Annotated in this window: 18 protein-coding genes and 1 pseudogene; 5 read left to right on the top strand and 14 right to left on the bottom strand. The window is 71.4% G+C overall.

The window, feature by feature from the left end:
* Positions 1-41 precede the first annotated feature (41 nt).
* On the bottom strand, positions 42-638 hold the full coding sequence (locus ACZLMO_RS11275) for a TetR/AcrR family transcriptional regulator (RefSeq protein ID WP_463653801.1): 597 nt from the start codon (positions 636-638) through the stop codon (positions 42-44).
* Positions 639-702: 64 nt separating this feature from the next.
* On the opposite strand from ACZLMO_RS11275, the gene ACZLMO_RS11270 reads away from it, so the two are divergent.
* Entirely contained in the window at positions 703-1,749 is a 1,047-nt protein-coding gene (locus tag ACZLMO_RS11270; RefSeq protein WP_463653800.1) for a zinc-binding dehydrogenase, read from the top strand.
* Between the two features lie 161 nt (positions 1,750-1,910).
* The gene (locus tag ACZLMO_RS11265; protein WP_463653799.1) at positions 1,911-2,504 is read left to right on the top strand and encodes a dihydrofolate reductase family protein; all 594 of its coding nucleotides are present in this window, start codon (positions 1,911-1,913) and stop codon (positions 2,502-2,504) included.
* 58 nt (positions 2,505-2,562) lie between these two features.
* Here ACZLMO_RS11265 and ACZLMO_RS11260 read toward each other — a convergent pair whose 3' ends face one another.
* On the bottom strand, positions 2,563-2,733 hold the full coding sequence (locus ACZLMO_RS11260) for a hypothetical protein (protein ID WP_463653798.1): 171 nt from the start codon (positions 2,731-2,733) through the stop codon (positions 2,563-2,565).
* Between the two features lie 9 nt (positions 2,734-2,742).
* Here ACZLMO_RS11260 and ACZLMO_RS11255 point away from each other — a divergent pair, with 9 nt between their 5' ends.
* Positions 2,743-4,716, top strand: coding sequence for a heavy metal translocating P-type ATPase (locus ACZLMO_RS11255; protein WP_463653797.1), 1,974 nt, complete (start codon positions 2,743-2,745; stop codon positions 4,714-4,716).
* 82 nt (positions 4,717-4,798) lie between these two features.
* Here the strand turns inward: ACZLMO_RS11255 and ACZLMO_RS11250 are convergent, their stop codons facing one another.
* From ACZLMO_RS11250 to ACZLMO_RS11210, 9 genes are all read right to left on the bottom strand, one after another.
* The gene (locus ACZLMO_RS11250) at positions 4,799-5,194 is read right to left on the bottom strand and encodes a hypothetical protein (protein ID WP_463653796.1); all 396 of its coding nucleotides are present in this window, start codon (positions 5,192-5,194) and stop codon (positions 4,799-4,801) included.
* 269 nt (positions 5,195-5,463) lie between these two features.
* Positions 5,464-6,126: a hypothetical protein gene (locus tag ACZLMO_RS11245; RefSeq protein ID WP_463653795.1), complete on the bottom strand. Its 663-nt coding sequence runs from the start codon at positions 6,124-6,126 to the stop codon at positions 5,464-5,466.
* 179 nt (positions 6,127-6,305) lie between these two features.
* A complete protein-coding gene (locus tag ACZLMO_RS11240) occupies positions 6,306-7,253 on the bottom strand; it encodes an aldo/keto reductase (protein ID WP_463653794.1) in 948 nt (315 codons plus the stop codon).
* An 88-nt stretch (positions 7,254-7,341) separates the two neighbouring features.
* Positions 7,342-7,734, bottom strand: a complete 393-nt coding sequence (locus tag ACZLMO_RS11235) for a hypothetical protein (protein ID WP_463653793.1) — start codon at positions 7,732-7,734, stop codon at positions 7,342-7,344.
* Positions 7,731-8,828 carry an alpha/beta hydrolase gene (locus ACZLMO_RS11230; protein WP_463653792.1) on the bottom strand — a complete coding sequence of 366 codons (1,098 nt, stop codon included), beginning with the start codon at positions 8,826-8,828 and terminating at the stop codon, positions 7,731-7,733. The genes ACZLMO_RS11235 and ACZLMO_RS11230 overlap by 4 nt, the downstream gene beginning before the upstream one ends.
* Positions 8,825-9,415 carry a TetR/AcrR family transcriptional regulator gene (locus ACZLMO_RS11225; protein ID WP_463653791.1) on the bottom strand — a complete coding sequence of 197 codons (591 nt, stop codon included), beginning with the start codon at positions 9,413-9,415 and terminating at the stop codon, positions 8,825-8,827. Before ACZLMO_RS11225 ends, ACZLMO_RS11230 begins: the two co-directional genes overlap by 4 nt.
* Before the next feature lie 38 nt (positions 9,416-9,453).
* Positions 9,454-10,059, bottom strand: a complete 606-nt coding sequence (locus ACZLMO_RS11220; protein ID WP_463653790.1) for a TetR/AcrR family transcriptional regulator — start codon at positions 10,057-10,059, stop codon at positions 9,454-9,456.
* A 4-nt stretch (positions 10,060-10,063) separates the two neighbouring features.
* Positions 10,064-11,719, bottom strand: a complete 1,656-nt coding sequence (locus ACZLMO_RS11215) for a PH domain-containing protein (RefSeq protein ID WP_463653789.1) — start codon at positions 11,717-11,719, stop codon at positions 10,064-10,066.
* The gene (locus ACZLMO_RS11210; RefSeq protein WP_463653788.1) at positions 11,716-12,225 is read right to left on the bottom strand and encodes a PH domain-containing protein; all 510 of its coding nucleotides are present in this window, start codon (positions 12,223-12,225) and stop codon (positions 11,716-11,718) included. Before ACZLMO_RS11210 ends, ACZLMO_RS11215 begins: the two co-directional genes overlap by 4 nt.
* A 244-nt stretch (positions 12,226-12,469) precedes the next feature.
* Between ACZLMO_RS11210 and ACZLMO_RS11205 the strand changes: the two genes are divergently transcribed.
* Positions 12,470-12,769, top strand: a complete 300-nt coding sequence (locus ACZLMO_RS11205; RefSeq protein ID WP_463653787.1) for a VOC family protein — start codon at positions 12,470-12,472, stop codon at positions 12,767-12,769.
* Here the strand turns inward: ACZLMO_RS11205 and ACZLMO_RS11200 are convergent.
* Together ACZLMO_RS11200 and ACZLMO_RS11195 are read right to left on the bottom strand one after the other, a co-directional pair.
* On the bottom strand, positions 12,756-13,100 hold the full coding sequence (locus tag ACZLMO_RS11200; RefSeq protein ID WP_425715485.1) for a type II toxin-antitoxin system PemK/MazF family toxin: 345 nt from the start codon (positions 13,098-13,100) through the stop codon (positions 12,756-12,758). The genes ACZLMO_RS11205 and ACZLMO_RS11200 overlap by 14 nt on opposite strands.
* Positions 13,097-13,342 carry a ribbon-helix-helix domain-containing protein gene (locus tag ACZLMO_RS11195; protein ID WP_425715486.1) on the bottom strand — a complete coding sequence of 82 codons (246 nt, stop codon included), beginning with the start codon at positions 13,340-13,342 and terminating at the stop codon, positions 13,097-13,099. The genes ACZLMO_RS11200 and ACZLMO_RS11195 overlap by 4 nt, the downstream gene beginning before the upstream one ends.
* 164 nt (positions 13,343-13,506) lie before the next feature.
* Here ACZLMO_RS11195 and ACZLMO_RS11190 point away from each other — a divergent pair.
* Positions 13,507-14,136, top strand: a pseudogene (locus ACZLMO_RS11190) (CpaF family protein); the annotation flags it as partial.
* 71 nt (positions 14,137-14,207) lie between these two features.
* Here ACZLMO_RS11190 and ACZLMO_RS11185 read toward each other — a convergent pair.
* Positions 14,208-17,018: an NACHT domain-containing protein gene (locus ACZLMO_RS11185; RefSeq protein ID WP_157544365.1), complete on the bottom strand. Its 2,811-nt coding sequence runs from the start codon at positions 17,016-17,018 to the stop codon at positions 14,208-14,210.
* Positions 17,019-17,168 lie beyond the last annotated feature (150 nt).

Raw genomic sequence — 17,168 nt, 5'->3', positions numbered from 1 at the left:
AGGCGCTGGCCCCGGGGGCGGTGGGGCTGGCGCGCCGCCGCTCAGCCCATGTCCGGACGTGCCGAAGCACTCACCAGGGCGGATGCGCTCCGCATGGCCCCGCCCACGGGGTCGACCTCGGGCAGCGCCCCGAGCAGCGCGAGCGCGCCCTCGTGCAGGCTGGCGAGCGTGAGCGCGAGGTCGCGCGGGTCGGCGAGGCCTTCCTCGGATGCGAGGCGTTCGAGCAGGTCGAGCAGCCATCTCTTCTCCTCGGCGGCCACGGCGTGCGCGGGGTGGTCCGGGTCCGGGAGCTCGGCGAGCGCGTTGATGAACGCGCACCCGCGCGGGCTGGCGGCGGACCACGTGACGAGCGCGGCGAAGGGCGCGGTCACCCGCTCGACCGGGGTGCCGGCGGCGCCGACGGCCTCCTCGACCAGCGCGCGCCACCGGCGGTCGCGGTCGCGGAGGTAGGTCGCCACGAGGACGTCCTTCGAGCCGAACCGGTCGTAGAGGGTGCGCTTGGTGACGCCGGACCGCTCGGCCACGAGATCGACGCCGACGGCCGTGATCCCGCGGTCGTAGAACAGCTCCGCCGCGGCCTCGAGGATCCGGCGGGCGGCGGGGGTGAGGGTGTCGACGTCGAGGGGGGTTGACCTCACTGATCTGTGAACCATAGTGTCGAAGTGTAGTTCACCGATCGGTGAAGTCTGGGAGGAGGAGACCATGTCGGAGGCGACGATGGCTGCGGCGGTGCTGCGGCGGCACGGCGGTCCGGAGGCGGTCGAGCCGGCGCGCGTGCCGGTGCCGGCGGCCGGGCCCGGTGAGGTGCTCGTGCGCGTGGGTGCGGCGGCGCTCAACAACACGGACCTGTGGACGCGGGAGGGCGCGTACGGGAGGCCGGGCGACCCGGACGCCCGATCGGGCTGGCGCGGGCCGATCGGCTTCCCGCGCATCCAGGGCGCCGACGTGGTGGGGACGGTGGTCGCGCGCGGCGCCGGTGTCGACGCGGGACTCGACGGTCGGCGCGTCCTCGTCGACCCGGGGATATACGACGGGGACGGCGACGACGCGCATCCGGTGGGTCTTCTCGGGAGCGAGCGCGACGGCGGGTTCGCCGAGTACGTCGCGGTCCCGGCCGTGCGCGCGCACCCGGTCGACGACTCGCCGCTGACGGATCCGGAGCTCGCCGCCCTGCCCACCGCCTACGGGACGGCCCTCGGCATGCTCGAGCGCGGCGGCGTGACGGACGGCGAGACCGTGGTCGTCACCGGTGCGTCCGGCGGCGTGGGACTCGCCCTCGTCCAGCTCGCCGCGGCGCGCGGGGCGGACGTCGTGGCCGTGAGCAGCGGCAACGAGGACGTCCTGCGGCAGGCGGGCGCGCGGGCCGTCGTGGACCGGCGCGCCGGGACCTGGCCGGGCGTCGACGCGGTCGCGCCCGATGGCGTGGATGCCGTCCTCGACGTCGTCGCCGGGGCGGGCGTGGCCGACGGGATCGAGAGGCTGCGCGACGGCGGGCGGTGGATCGTCGCCGGCGCCCTCGCCGGCCACGAGCTCGCGGTCGACGTCCGCCGCCTCTACCTGCACAACCGCAGCGTCATCGGTTCGAGCATGCACACCCCGGCGCACTTCCGCGCCCTCGTGGCGATCGCGCGGGCCGGGAGCGTGCGGCCCGTGATCGCGGCGACCTACCCGCTGGCGGACATCCGCGAGGCGCAGGCGGAGCTCGCGTCGCGCGGTCACGTGGGCAAGCTGGTGGTCGACTCGATCTGACCTCTCCTGTCCGGCGGAACGGCGCGGGCGCTATGTTGAGTGCGGCTCGTGATCCTCGCTCGCCGGTGCCCCGGTCGGGCGGGTGACACGTGGCGGCGGCCAGGGTCGCGGGTCGACCGGTCCGGCGCGGCGCGTCCGCGGGAACGAAGGGCGAGGAAGCCATGAGCGCGACCTACACGATCGACCTCTTCACCACCCTCGACGGCTACGGCTCCTACGGGCCCGGAGGCGACTGGGGCGGCTACTGGGGCAAGCAGGGCCCCGAGCTCCTCGAGCACCGTCGAGCGTCGTTCGACCGCGACCAGCGCATGGTGTTCGGTGCCACGACCTTTGCGGAGTTCGTCGACATGCTCACGGACCCTCCATCGGGGTCCGAGGCCCTCGACCCGTGGGTGACCCGCATGCGGGACACGCCGGCGACGGTCGTCTCCGCCACCCTGGCGGGCCCCGTCAACTGGCCGGACGCGACGATCGTCGCCGGGGACGGCGTCGAGGTCGTCTCCCGCCTCAAGGAGTCGTCCGACGTCCCGCTCCGCTCGCACGGCAGCCTGACGCTCAACCGGTCCTTGCTTGCGGCGGGCCTCGTCGACCGCATGCAGGTGACGGTCTTCCCGGTCGTCTCGGGCGTGACGGGGACGAGCCCGATCCTCGCCGGCGCACCGGACCTCGACCTCGAGCTGCTCGAGAGCTCGACGCTCGACGGCCGCACCACGGTGCTCGTCTACCGCCCCATCCTGCATTCGGCGAACCGCTAGCCCGGGCCTCCCGGCGGGCCGGGGGCGGGACCGTCGAGTGCGCCGACCCGCTCGTGCTTTATACCCTCGGGGGGTATATGATGGCTGCATGTCGGTCGAGCAGGAGCACAGCAGCGGTGGAGGCCACGGGCACGCGCACGCCGGGCATGACGCGCACGCGGGTCACGGTGACCATGAAGGTCACGGGGGCCACGGCGAGCACGTCGGCCACGGCGGGCACGCGGGTCACGGTGACCACGTGGCCCAGTTCCGGCGCCTGTTCTGGATCATGCTCGTGCTCGCGATCCCGACGACCGTCCTGGACCCGATGTTCGCGGACCTCGTCGGCTACTCGCTCCCGGACGCGACCTGGCTGACCTGGGTCGCCCCCGTGCTCGGCACGGTCATGTACGTGTGGGGAGGCCGCCCCTTCCTCACCGGCGGCGTCGACGAGCTGAGGTCGCGCACGCCCGGCATGATGCTGCTCATCGCCATGGCGATCACGGTCGCCCTCCTCGCCTCGTGGGGCGCGCACCTCGGACTGCTGCGGGGCGAGCTGACGTTCTGGTGGGAGCTCGCCCTCCTCGTCGTCATCATGCTGCTCGGCCACTGGGTGGAGATGGCCTCGCTCGCGAGCACCTCCTCGGCCCTCGACTCCCTCGCCGCCCTCCTGCCCGACGAGGCCGAGCGGGTCGACGGTGACGACGTCGTACGCGTGTCGCCGGCCGACCTCGTCGTCGGGGACGTCGTCGTCGTGCGCCCCGGGGCCACCGTGCCCGTCGACGGTCGCATCGTCGACGGCGCCGCCAGCATGGACGAGTCGCTCGTCACGGGCGAGTCGGCCGCCGTCCTGCGAGAGACCGGCGACCAGGTGGTCGCGGGCACCGTCGCCACCGACTCCGGGCTGCGCGTCGAGGTCACGGCGACCGGCGACGAGACGACGCTCGCCGGTATCCGTTCCCTCGTCGAGCAGGCGCAGAGCTCGACCTCGCGGGCCCAGCGCCTGGCCGACCGCGCCGCGGGATGGCTGTTCTGGTTCGCCCTCGGGGCCGCGGCGCTCACCGCGATCGCGTGGTTCGCGCTCGGCAGGCCGGACGCCGCCGTCGTCCGGGTCATCACCGTCCTCGTCATCGCCTGCCCCCACGCGCTCGGCCTCGCCATCCCGCTCGTCGTCTCGATCGCCACCGAGCGCGCTGCGCGTGGCGGTGTGCTCGTCACCGACCGGCTCGCGCTCGAGCTGATGCGCACGGTCGACGTCGTCCTGTTCGACAAGACGGGCACGCTCACGCGCGGCGAGCCCGTCGTCACCGCGGTCGATCCCGCCGCCGACCGCTCCGAGGAGGGCGTCCTGCGCCTGGCCGCGGCCGCCGAGGCGGACAGCGAGCACCCGCTGGCACGCGCCATCGTCGGAGCCGCCGCCGAGCGGCGCCTCGACGTCCCGGCGGCCACCGGGTTCACCGCCTCGCCGGCGGTCGGCGTCAGCGCCGACGTCGACGGCGCACGCGTGTCCGTGGGCGGCCCGCACCTGCTCGCCGAGCGCGGCGCCGAGCCGATGCCGGTGGCGGAGCACTGGGGCGCCGACGGCTCGACGGTGCTCCACGTCCTGATCGGCGACGAGGTCGTCGGCGCGCTGCGCCTCGCGGACGACGTCCGACCCGAGTCCCGCGAGGCCGTCGACGCCCTGCACTCGCTGGGCGTCGAGGTCGCCATGGTCACCGGGGACGCGCGGCCCGTCGCCGAGGCGGTCGCCGCCGAGCTGGGGATCGACCGGGTCTTCGCCGGTGTGCGGCCGGAGGACAAGGAGGCGAAGGTCGCCTCGCTGCAGGGCGAGGGCCGCACGGTGGCGATGGTCGGCGACGGCGTCAACGACGCCCCCGCGCTCGCGCGGGCCGACGTCGGCATCGCCATCGGTGCCGGGACGGACGTGGCGATCGGCTCGGCCGGGGTGGTCCTCGCGAGCTCCGACCCGCGCTCGGTGCTCTCCGTCATCGAGCTGTCCCGGGCGAGCTACAGCAAGATGCGACAGAACCTGTGGTGGGCCGCGGGCTACAACCTCCTCGCGGTGCCGCTGGCTGCCGGCATCCTCGCGCCGATCGGGTTCGTGCTGCCGATGTCGGTCGGGGCGATCCTCATGTCGCTCTCGACGATCGTCGTGGCGCTCAACGCGCAGACGCTCCGCCGCCTCGACCTGTCTCCCGAGGCGAGCGCGCGCAGCGTGCTCGAGCACGCGTGAGGTCCGGGCCCCGGATGTGTCGGATGCGTGGACGAGGGGGACGGACGGTGCGGTGGGTGTCGGCCCTCCCCGGCCGAGGGGCTCAGCCGTCGACGATCGTCACGAGGCCGTCGAGCCCGCGGTCCGGGTGGTAGGACCACTGGATCTGCAGGCCGTTCCATTCCGCGGTCTGGCGGCCGTCGAGCGAGGTCGTCTGCCCGATGTGGGTATCGATGCTCGCGGGAATGTCGAGCGCGTCGAGCACGCACCTGATGGATGCGTAGTCGGCACCGAAGACGTCCTCGCCGCCACGGTTGTCGAACGTGATCGTCCGGCCGTCGTCGACCGCCGCGAGGCCCTCGGTCTCGGCCGCCGCGCACTCGGTGGCGGCCGCGGTCATGGCCAGCTCGGCGACCGACGGTCCCGCCGGCGCGTCCGTCGACCCGGCCTCCGCTGAACTCGTACCGGTCAGGGCGACGACCGCGAGGGTGGCACCCACGCCGAGAGCAAGGCCACCGGCACCCGTGAGGACCGCGGTCCAGGTCGGGACACGCCCGCCCCGGGTCCGCAGCTGGGGTGCGGACGTGTCATGGGGGCTCCAGGGCAGGGGGCGGTCCGGTTCCCGCAGCGGGTGCCGGTGGGGTGTGGTGGCGCGGAAGCTGGGGGACGCCGCGCCGCCGGGTCCGACCCTCGCACCCACCACGGACATCGGACCGCGCGCGGCCGGTCGTCACGACCTGGGCGTGCACCTGCGGGGAGCGTGAGCCGCTAGCTCTCGCCGTCGAAGAGCCCGCCGTCGAGAAGCCAGTGGTGGCGCAGTCGGAGCGCACGCTCGGTGCTGGCCAGGAGCGAGGCCACCACGAGCGAGATGTTGAACCAGGCGGGCAGCTGGAACGGGGACGTGAAGGTGCCCAACCGCTCGGCCACCGGCGGGATCTGCGAGATCTCCTGGACCAGCTGGGGCACCCCGAGCACGAGCGCGACCGCGAGGATCGTCCACGAGACGGCCCCGATGAGGCGGCTCGCTCCCGGGTGGTTGTGCTCGAGCCGCGCGCGGCGCCCCTCGGCCGAGCGCGGGTCCGGGGAGAGCTGGTACTCCGTCCCGTCGTGGGCGACGAAGTGGCAGCGCCGGAGCCCGTACCCGCTCGTCGCGACCTCGATGGTCCCGCCGGGCACCGGGAACAGCGCCGGGGGCTTCGACCGCGCGTGCTGCTTCCCCGCGCGGTAGAGCACGGCCCAGACCTCGCCGTTCGAGTCACCACCGTGGCGCACGTCGACGGACCAGATGGGTGCCTCGCCCGCGGCGTCCGGGATGCGCGCGTGGAACAGCGAGCGGAAGAACAGCTGCCACCAGCGGAAGCGCTTGAGCTCGCTGCCGTCGCCGGCCTTGATGCGGCGGGCCGCGCGTCGTCGCTTCCGGTCCGAGGCCACGGCTTCCACCGTACGGGGTGCGGGTCCGGGACCGCAGATCGCTCCGGCGGGCCGCCGTCGGAGACGGCGACGGCCCCGGACGAGCGGGGGCTCGTCCGGGGCCGTGCGGCCGGTCATCGTGCGGAGGCACTGACCGGCGATGGGTGAGGCCGACGCGTGGGCCAGACCCATGGGGTGGGTCAGGCCGCCCGGGCGTAGGGCTGCGACGCGGCGTCGAGCCGGGCGATCTCGTCCGCGGTCAGGGTGAGCGACGGCGCCGCCATGAGGGCGGGCAGCTGCTCGACCGTGCTGGCCGAGGCGATCGGGGCGGTGACGCCCTTGGCGAGCAGCCAGGCGAGCGCCACGGTCGCGGGCTCCACGCCGTGCGCCTCGGCGACCTCGACGACCGCGTCGACGACGCCGAAGGTGTGCTCGCCCAGGTACCCGGAGGCCATGTCCTTGCGCGCGGCGCCCTCGAGGTCCTCGGCCGTGCGGTACTTGCCCGTCAGCAGGCCCGAGGCGAGGGAGAAGTACGACAGGACGGCGACGTCGAACTCCTGAGCGATCGCGCCGTAGCCGTTCTCGACGTCGGCGCGGTGGAGGAGGCTGTACTGCGGCTGGATGGCCACCGGCACGGTCAGCCCCTCGCGCGTCGCCGTCTCGAAGAACTCGCGCATGCGCTCGGGGGAGTGGTTGGACAGGGCGATGTGGCGCACCTTGCCGGACTCGACGAGCTCGTGCGCGGTGCGGGCCTGGTCGGCGATCGAGACCTTCTCGTCGTCGTAGTGGAAGTAGTAGAGGTCGACGTAGTCGGTCTGCAGGCGGCGCAGGGAGTCCTCCAGCGCGGCGGTGACGTTCTCCTTCGACAGGCCCGGGCGGGTCGGCAGGCCGCCGACCTTCGTGGCGAGCACGACGTCGGCGCGGTTGCCGCGCGCGGCCATCCAGTCGCCGATGACCTGCTCGGACACGCCGCCCGTGCCGTCGACCCACACCGAGTACAGGTCGGCGGTGTCGACGAGGGTGCCGCCGGCGGCGACGAACGCGTCAAGCACGGCGAAGGAGACCTCGCGGTCCGAGGTCCAGCCGAACGTGTTGGTGCCGAGGGTGAGCGGGAAGACGTCGAGGTCGGTCCGGGGCAGGACAGGCATGTGCCACCTTTCATCGGGTGCGGTTGCGGTGCGCGGGGCACCGGGAGCGACAACGACGACCCGGAGGCACGCATTCCTGTGGGGCCGCTCACCCGGCAACGATGAGCCCGACGCCCGCCCCGATCACGCCGACCACCACCGAGATCCCGCCGGCCACGATGCACCAGCGCATCGCGTTCGGTCGCTGCGGGTCCCGGCCGATGACGGACAGGAAGAACCCGAGCGGCATGAGGATCGCGCCGAGCAGCACCCCGCCGGACATCGCCTCCGCCCACGCGGGGACGTCGGCGCCCCGCAGGTAGAGCCCGACGACGAGGCCGAGGATGACGAGCACGCCGGCGTGCGCGTGGCCGGCCCGAAAGTAGGTGCGCTGGAGCTCGTTGGCCGGCACGCCGCCGCCGACGACGCGGAGCAGGAAGCTCCCGCCGAACGCGATGGCGACCACGGTCAGCAGGACGATCCCGGCGTTGAGGTCGGTCATGATCGGGCCCTTCGGAGGGGGAGCGGGAGTGCGTGGTGGCCGAGCGCGCGCCGCACGACGAGCGTCGTGACGAGCGCCGAGACGGCGAGGTGGAGGAGCGGGTGCATGTACCAGCGGGCGTCGGGCAGCTCGCCGACCCCGGTCAGGTCCGTGGGTGGGACACCGTGCACGACGTCGGCCTCCGCGTCCGGGGTGCCGGCGTGGATCCAGGCGGCCGCGAGATCGAGCGCCTCGGACGGGACGTCGTGCCCGGCCCCCGGAAGGACGACAGCCGTCAGGTGGTCGACGGCTCCGCTCGTGCGCCGCACGGTCTCGGCCACGGGAACGACCGGGTCCTCGGCGCCCCACAGGCCGAGCACGGGGGTCTCGATCGCCGCGAGGTCGGGCACCGGGTCGGCATCGGTGTAGTCGAACCAGTCGCTCCCGGACGCGAGGGCCGTCGCCGGCATGCGCCGCACGAGGTCCGGCGCCCACGTGAGGCGGGAGTCCGCGATCCAGGCGACCTGCTCGAGCGGCGTGACGGCGAGCGTGCTCGCGAGCACGAGGAAGTCGGCGTCGCCCGACCGGACCGCCGCCGGCGCGATCCAGCCGCCCTCGGAGACCGCGAGGACGCCGACCCGCCCGGCGCCGGTCTCCGCGCGCACGTGCTCGACGGCCGCGGCGAGGTCCTCGGTCAGGCCCGGGTAGTCGCGGGTGAAGGGGGAGGCGCCGGTGTCGCGCTTGTCGTAGGACAGGGCCGCCACCCCGAGCGAGGCGAGGTGGGTGGCCGTGTCCCGCATCCGGTCCCGGTCGGCGCCGCCCGCGCCGGGCTGGAGGACGACGGCGACGTCCGCGCCGGCGTCGGGCATTGCCAGCAAGGCGGGCGCCCCGGTGGCTTCGACGACGTCGGCGGTGACGGTGAAGCCGCCCGTCGGCGCCGTGGCGAGCCCGAGGTCGGCGACCGGAGCCGTGGGCGGCGGGTCGAGCTCGGGGGCGCGGCTCCAGCCCGGTACCGCCAGGGAGGCGCCGAGCAGGAGCAGGGCGCTCGTACCGGCGAACGCGAGGGTGCCCAGGCCGGCGGCGCGCGCGGCGCGGCGGGCGGTGCGCGGTGTCATGTCGGTGACCCGAAGAGCATGCCCGCGGCGCGCCGGGCGAGGTCGGTGACGTCCGGGTCGGGGAGCCGGCCGGAGGTGAGGTCCGCGCGCTCGAGGTTGCCGGTGAGGGCGAGCGTGGTGAGTCCGTGGACGAGCGACCACCCCGCGACGACGGCGGCGTGCGCGTCCTCGACGCGGCCGTTCGCGCTCATCGCCTCGACCCCGCCGCGCAGCTCGGCGAAGGCGCGACCGCTGGCGCGTGCCAGCTCCGGGTCGTCGAGCAGGAGGTCGGGCGCGAACATCACGGCGAAGTGGGCCGGGTGGCTCGTGCCGTACTCGACGTACGCGACCCCGACGTCGAGGAAGGAGCCGCCGGACTCGCGGGTGGCGACGAGTGCGTCGGCGAGGCCGTCGAAGCCCTCGGTGGCGATCGCGGTGAGCAGCCCGTCCCGGGAGCCGAAGTGGTGGCGCGGGGCGGTGTGCGAGACCCCGATCGCGGCGGCGATCGCGCGCAGCGACAGGCTCTCGGGGCCGGTGGCGGCGACGACGCGCAGGGCCTCGTCGAGGACGGCGCGGCGGAGGTCGCCGTGGTGGTAGCTCGCTGGCATGCCAGGAAGTTACCACCGGTAAGTTGCCGGCGTAAAGATTATGCGCGATCGGGTTCGAGGCCGCGCAGGATCGTCGTGGTGACCTCCGGCAGCAGGGCGCCGAGGTCGGCGTCGAGGTCGCGCTGCAGCACCGTGGTGGGGATGTCGATGACGTGCTCCACGAGGTCGACGGCCACGTCGAGCGGCATCCGCCGCACCACGCCCGCGGCCATTCCCCGGCTGAGGATGTCCCGCAGCAGCGCGGTGTCGTCGGTGTCGACCGTGAGATAGACGGGCGTGCCGTCCGCGTCCCGGTGCGAGATGGCGATCTCGGCCCCCGCCGCGATCTCGGCCCGGTGCGAGTCGAGGTGGGTGAGGTAGGCCTCGACGTAGGCGCGCAGCCGCGCCTTCGGCTCCTCGTCCCGGCCGGCCGCGGCGGCGAGCGCCACCCCGAGATCGCCCCACACGTGCTCGAGGACGTGCAGCAGCAGGGCGTCCCGCGTGCCGAAGTAGTAGACGACCGCGCTCTTCGCGACGCGGGCGCGGCGCGCGACCTCGGCGAGCGAGGTGCGTGGATAGCCGACCTCGTTGACGGTGGTGATGGCCGCGGCGACGATCTGCCGGCGCCGGGCCGCGGCCGTGAAGGACGTGGGGGAGGCGGTCACGGTGTCATCGTGCCCGCTCGGGGACGGTGATCTCGTCGATCAGGCCGGGGGCGAACCCGGCCGCGAGGCCGACCGACTCGCGGGCGGCGACGTCGAGGGCTTCGTACGCGCCCCACCCGCCGGCGGTCATCGCGGAGACGGAGCGCAGCCCGAGCCGGCGCTGCAGCAGCGAGCTCCGGACGGCGATCGTGCTCACGGCGTCCCGGTGCAGCGCGGTGGTGGTCCGGGCCGCCAGCCCGGAGCGCACGACGAGGTGCTCGCCCGCGATCGCGTGCCCGAGCGCGCGGTAGGCGATCACCGCGCCGAGCAGCCCGAGCAGCCAGACCACCAGCGGCGTCCACCCGACCCACGCCGGGACCGTTCCGGTGAGCACGGGAGCTGCCACGGCGGCCGCGGTGGCGGCGGCGAGCCCGGCCGCCCACACGGCGCGTCGGACCAGGGCGGCGCCCGGGTGGCGGCGCAGGGGCGCGTCGAACGGTGACGGGGCGCCGAGCACCAGGCCCGCGACCCGGCGGGCCACCCGGACCGGTCCGCGCGGGAGGATCGCTGTCGGCTCGGAGGGGTCCCACACGCTGAGGCCGGTGGTCACGATCTCGGTGTCCGCCATGCCGATGAGCCGCCCGAGCAGCGGCTCGCTGATCGACAGGCCCCGGGTGCGGGCCTCGTCCCGGTTGACCTCGCGCGTGCTGAGCAGCCCGCGTCGCGTGCGGAGGAAGGTCGTGCCTTCCGCGGAGACGCGGGCGAGCTCGAAGTACCACCAGGAGACGAGGAAGTTGACGCCCATCCCGACGGCGCCGACGACCGCGCCGCCGGCAAGGATGACGGCGACCCTCCCGAGGGTGTCGAGCGAGCCCCAGTCGACGACGCGGCCGGAGATCTGCAGGAGGTCGACCCCGAACGTCAGCGCGAACCAGTACCCGCCCCAGATGAGCCCCGCCGCCATTGCGAAGGACCAGATGCTGAACAGGTAATAGACGGCCCACCAGGCGCGGAAGGTCGCGAACACCGTCGCGTGGTCGTCGTCGGGTGACGGGGCGTCGGCGAGTGCGGGGTCGTCGGCGGTCGCCGGCTCCTCCGTGGATGTCAGTTCCTCGGTGGTTGCCGGGGAGTCGGCCGCCCGTGGTGCCTGTCGCCCCGGCGTGCGCAGGAGCTCCTCGCGCAGCCGCTCGGCGTCCGCGCGCGCGAGCGCGTCGAGCCGCAGCGCCGACTCGCCCGCGGCCGCCTGCTGCCCGGCGCCGATGGCGACGACCCGGAGCCCGCCGAACCGGTGGTGGAGCCTGGCCTCGGTGTCGACGCTGCGGATGCGTTCGCGCCGGATCGTGCGGTGGGAGCGCACGAGCACCCCGGTGCGGCGCTCGACGTGGGTCGGCGTGATCCGGTAGCGGGTGAACGCCCACCGGACGAGGTCGGCGACCGCGCCGAGGATGCCGACCGCCGCGATGAGCACGAACGGCCACAACGAGCCCAGCTCGGGCCGGATGCCGAACGCGAGGGCGATCGGCACGGGGAGCGTGGACACCAGGCTGCGGGTGAGGTCCACCCAGATCACCCGGTAGCTCAGGCGCAGCCACGGCTCGGACGAGGCTTCGGCGCCGGTCTCCCCGGTCTCGGTCTCCACGGCGTCGGTCTCCACGGTGTCGTCGGCGAGGTCGCCGCTCATGTGGCGTCCCCCTCGGTGAGCTCGGCGTCCTTCGCCAGCCGCGTCGAGGCCTCCTCGGCGACGGCGCGGTCGAGACCCTGGACCTTGACGGCGCCGTAGGACGACGCCGTGGTCACGCGCAGGGTGGAGAGCCCGAGGAGCTGCTCGAGGGGGCCGCGGACGGCGTCGACGGTCTGGATGCGGGAGGTGGGGGAGACCCGCCACTCCTGCACGAGCCAGCCGGCGGTGGCGTAGACGGCGTGCTCGGTCAGCTCCCAGCGGTGCACCCGGAAGCGCCACCAGGGCTCGACGGCGAGTCGCACCAGGAGGACGACGCCGACCGCGACCGTCGGGGCGAGCAGCCAGGGCCGGGCGGACTCCCAGATCACGGCGACGACGACGAGCGCGGCGAGCGCTGCGCCCCAGACGAGGAGCGCCCGCAGGGCCCAGAGCGCCATGGCCCGCCGCTCGACAGGGAGAGCCGGGCGGCGGACGTGCAGGTGCTCGACGACGTCGGTGGTGCTCATGGGGCCTCCGCAGGTTTTGACCGATCGGTCCAAGTCTAAACCGATCGGTCAAGACCATTCCGAGCCGCAGGCCCGATACCCCTCATCTCGACGAGTGAGGGGCTTTTCTGACGAGTGAGCGGACTTCGGCCCGACGAGCGAGCGGACTTCCGTTCCCACGCGAGGGCGCGGGGTCGGTGTGCCTCATCGGTCGGCCCTTGTGTGCGTGGGCTGGTCGGCGAAGGATGATGCCCGGGAGGCACACATGACCGAGTACCCACGGCTGCTCCACACCGTCATCGACACGACCGACGTCCGGGGTCTTGCCGAGTTCTACCGCGAGCTGTTCGGCTACTCGTACCGGCCGGGCGACGAGCCCGGCGGCACCGAACACCCCGACTGGCTGGTGCTGACCGACGACTCCGGAACGGCGCGGCTCGCGTTCCAGGAGGTCGAGCGGCTCGAGCCGACGACCTGGCCCGACCACGACGTCCCCATGCAGCTGCACCTGGACTTCACGGTGCCGACCCGTGTGCGTACTGGACGTGCGTTCAGATACCCATGACGAGGCGGATGCCGTCGGCGATTCTCGTGAGGAGGTAGGACGGTGTTCGTCCGACCGGGTGTGGTTCGACGAACTCGCGACTGACGGGTCCGACCTGCGACACGACGGCGACGGAGTCCTTGTCGAGCCCGGCGGCGACCGCAGGGAGCAGCACATTCCCGGGGAATGCCTCGAGGGAGGTGTTCGACGTCAGCGGCGTGACGAGGACGGTCGAGATCTGTGTGGCGAGAAGCCAGTCCTCCTGCATGACGACGGCAGGGCGCCGCTTGGCAGGTTCAGACCCGCGAGGTGACCCGAAGTCGACCCAGACGATGTCGCCGTGCGAGATCACCAGTCGGTGCTCCGGAGCATCGTGCGCTCCGACTCGTGCAGGAACGGGCTGTCGGCGCCAGGCTGCCCGGCCCGCTCGATCACGGAGTCCGCCAGGGCTGTGAGTTCGGCTTCGCCCTCGAGCTCCTCGACCAGACGCTGTGCGGCCCGTCGAAAGAACTGCGACCTGTTCATTCCGTGTCGCGCAGCCACGCGCTCGAAGCGCTCGAAATCGCGGTCGGGAATCGAGATGGCAGTCTTCATGGAAGTGAGTATAACTCGTAATACCGCGCCTGCGTTGGCCTGTGGGCGCACGCTCGCGAGCTCGGTCATCTGGGCGAGACTGGGGTGACATGCACGATCCTTTCGACGTCACGCAACCCGGGCACTGCGGGCCGTGCCAGCACATCCTCATGGGGGAGAACAGGATGATCGATCCGTTGTCGATGCTCGAGTCCGAGGTGCGCGAGCTCGTCCGCAGGCGAGGCATCGACCCCGCCCGCGAGTCGGAGGCGACCCGGGCGCTCGTCGTCGCCGCGGCGGCCGAGTACGAGGAGCGGTCCACGCGCGGCCTCGTCCCACCCCTGGCCGACATCGACGCGGCGATCAAGCACGTGATGGACGCGGTGGTCGGCTTCGGCCCGCTCCAGTCGCTGCTCGACGACCCGGAGGTCGAGGAGCTGTGGATCAACGAGCCGGGGAAGGTGTTCGCCGCCCGCCACGGCCGTGCCGAGCTGACGACGGTCCTGCTCGACACGCAGCAGGTGCGCGACCTCGTCGAGCGGATGCTCCGGTCGAGCGGACGGCGGATCGACCTCTCCTCGCCATTCGTCGATGCCGCCCTGCCGGGTGGGGAGCGGCTGCACGTCGTCATCCCGGAGATCACCCGGGAGCACTGGGCGGTCAACATCCGCAAGTACCTCGTGCGGGCCCGGTCGCTCGACGACCTCGTCGAGCGCGGATCACTCACCCCGCACGCCGCCCGCGTGCTCGACGCCTCGGTGCGCGCGGGCCTCAACGTCCTTGTGTCCGGAGCGACCCAGGCCGGCAATACCACATGGAATCTCTGACGCCACTACTGAGTACGCGCAGCGCGAAGCGTACGGCGGGCGAACGCTCATGAGAGCGACTACGAAGTAGGGTCCACCTGCATCTGCGATCTAAGCTCTTGCCCGATTGGTGCCCGAGCTAGCGAGGGCCACACTGCTTGTCCCAATGCCGCCGTGGCGCTCCAGTTCTCCGGTCCGAGCGCCCCTAGCGAGATTTCGAGGGCGGTCCCGACCTCGCCGTCTCGTAGCCCTGCGGTCGTGAGAGGCAGCGCTGCTGGCAGTGTTGCGAGTAGTCGCTGTCGTCCGGCGTCCCAAGCGGCCGTGAGAGCCGTATCGCGAAGCTCGTTGACGATGCTGTCCAGCGATTGGCGAGCGGTGCCCGACAGTCCGAGCTCGGATAGCTGGGGCTCAATGAGGTCGGCCAACAGGGCGTTCGACCCGGTGGTCTTGACGCCGGACTGCTTCTCGCGGGAGGTTTGTGCCTCCGGTATGGGTGCGCCGAACTGGCCTATGGTCAAGATGGAGTGCGCGATCGTGCGCGCGATGGGGGTTCCCGCGAACGCAGTTTTGAGCGCGTTTCGGATGTACATCAGGTCATTCCCCACGCTGGCATTTGAGAGGCCTATTGCGACGGCGCGATTGTCTTGGGGGACCGGACCTGAGAGCGCTCTTAGCGCGACGTCGATGAGCCGTCGCTGCCATCGGGGAGTTCGCGCCGCTAGGCCATCGTCGAGGAGGTAAGCCGCCAGTTCCGGTCCGATTGCGCATAGCCAGCCTGGCCAGTTAGCGCTCTTGTCCACGTTCTCCACGACTTCGGTGACGAGGTTCCGGCGATGGTCAGGGCCTTCGGCGAATGTCCGTCCCGCCACGAACACCCATGTATTGCGCCAGTGTGGGCTAGGAGCGGTTGTTGAGAGGTGGGCGTGTAGTTGCTCGTCGGTGACGTTGCTCAACGCGCGGGCAGCCATTAGTTCCTGAAGGCTGCGTATTTCAAACGAGACGCCGTCGTCTTCTGCGGGCACCAACAGCACCAGACGTTCGGTAGTTGCCTGCACAATCCGATCGGCGATCCTGTCCACCTCTGGGCCGAGCTGGTGACCGACCTGAACGAGACGTTGGACGGCAAGTTGGCGGAGTTCAGCTTTGGTAAGGATCGAGCGCGCATCGGTCGAGGTTTCGGCATGGATCTGTAGCGAGAGCCCGACGGATTCGTGCAAGTCTGTGATCGCTGGTCGATGTTCCGTGAGGAATGGTGCGAGGTTTGTGGGCTTTGCTGACTCTCGCTGATAAATGGTTTCGAAGTAGCGCCAGAAGAGTTGATATCGGTCGGCGGGGAGGACGCCGAACTGTTCAAGAATCAGGGTCATGATGAGGACTTGTAGAGGCGTCTTCATGAGTCGCAGCATGGTCGCGTCGGAGGCCTGCTTCTCGAAGCGGCTAATCACCTGATCCCGCCGATCCAGGTCATCGGACAGGCGGCGAGACGTGATGTGGCGCCCGTAGCTGATTGCGGTCGGAGCATCCAGGTACTTCAAATCGAGCTGGGTGAAGAGCTCGGGCATGATCTGTTCCGTGTAGCCCATAGGCCGCGTAGTGACGACCACGAGAAGGTCTGCATCGTCCTGGTGCGCTTCCTCGACGAACGTTCTGATCTCGTCCAGGACGCGGGGGCGTACTTCTGGCGCGGTGACTTCATCGAGCCCATCAAAGACTACAAGGCAGGGCCAGTGTTGAATCCACCTCTTCAACGTGTGCGGCTTGATATCTAACTCGGCGCGCGCGGTCACGCGTTCGCTAAGCCATCTCAAAAGGCTCTTGTCGCCACTTGGACCAAGCTCGTCGGCATAATGCGCGAGGTTCACCCGAATCGGCCAGCGATGGTTCTTTGGTGGTCGTACGTTGATGCGTTTCAGAGCGGCCGCGGTCCCATCGACGATGGCGGACGTCGTTGGGGTCAGCGATTCGTCGGCAGCGAATCCGGACCGATACATCTGGGTCAAGAACGACGTCGTTGTGCTCTTGCCGCTGCCCGGCTGTCCTGTTAGGACGAGATGGGGTGGCGTGGGATGGAAAGATGGCTTCAATACTGAGTCGCCGCGATCAATCACCTCGTGCATCAGCGTCATGTTCTCGGCACGAGTGCCATCAGCCTTGAGATCGATGATGACCTCGTCAACGGACTGTCGAGTTGTTCCGCCCGCATCGCTGAAGTTCACCCATCGTTCCACACCCAGAGTTCTCATTGCGTGAGCCTTCAGTACAGGCTCGAACTGAGAAGGCTCAAGTAACCCGCCAAGCGCACCGAGTCGAGTGAGGATATCTCCGACCGTCAGCATTCCCTTGAACGCGTTTCGGATTCCGTCGTTCACAGTCAGCAGGCCGTTGAGTTGGTCACGATGCCAGACCTTTGCGGCGCGAAGGCCGCGGGCTGCGAGCGAGTCTTTACCGTCTGAGCCCGGCACTGGCGCGCTGATTCGCTGCCGGATGCTGGCATTGATCTGGTCGATTCCTCCAGCGTCCGCGACGCTGCTTAGCCTCGCGTTCGTCACGAAGACTATGTATTGAGGAAGCCGGCCTCGCTTGCTGTCATTGGCCAACCAGGAGTCGAACTCTTCGGAAACCTGCTTCAGCAGCCAAGAGGCGTTCTGCGCCGGAGTGCCGAGGGTTTCCTTCTGCTTCGCTTGAAGGACGACATACCCGTCCCACGAGTCGGCACCGAACCCCGTTGTCGCGGACCAATTCACTGGGCCCGTGTACGTCGCTTCGCGGCCGCCATCCGGACCCGACCCGAAGGCCTCGACTCCATGCCCGAGTACCTTAAGAGCCAACGCGACCGTGAGTTGTTCGAACGCACGCGGACTGAGTTCTTCCAACGGGTAGTCCTGCGCCATCGAGCCGCCTCCCGTGAGTAGTCCTTCTACATAATCCCATCGGGCGCGGGCATCGACGCAGAGGCCGCCCGCGTGGCCTCGATCTGGAGTGTCCGGCTGCCTGCCCGGCGTGAGCCATTCGCAAGCGGAGTGCGTCGATATGCTGATACC

It is taken from the genome of Georgenia sp. G2120 (assembly GCF_055326485.1).
This window is presented reverse-complemented; position numbering and strand designations above follow the sequence as displayed.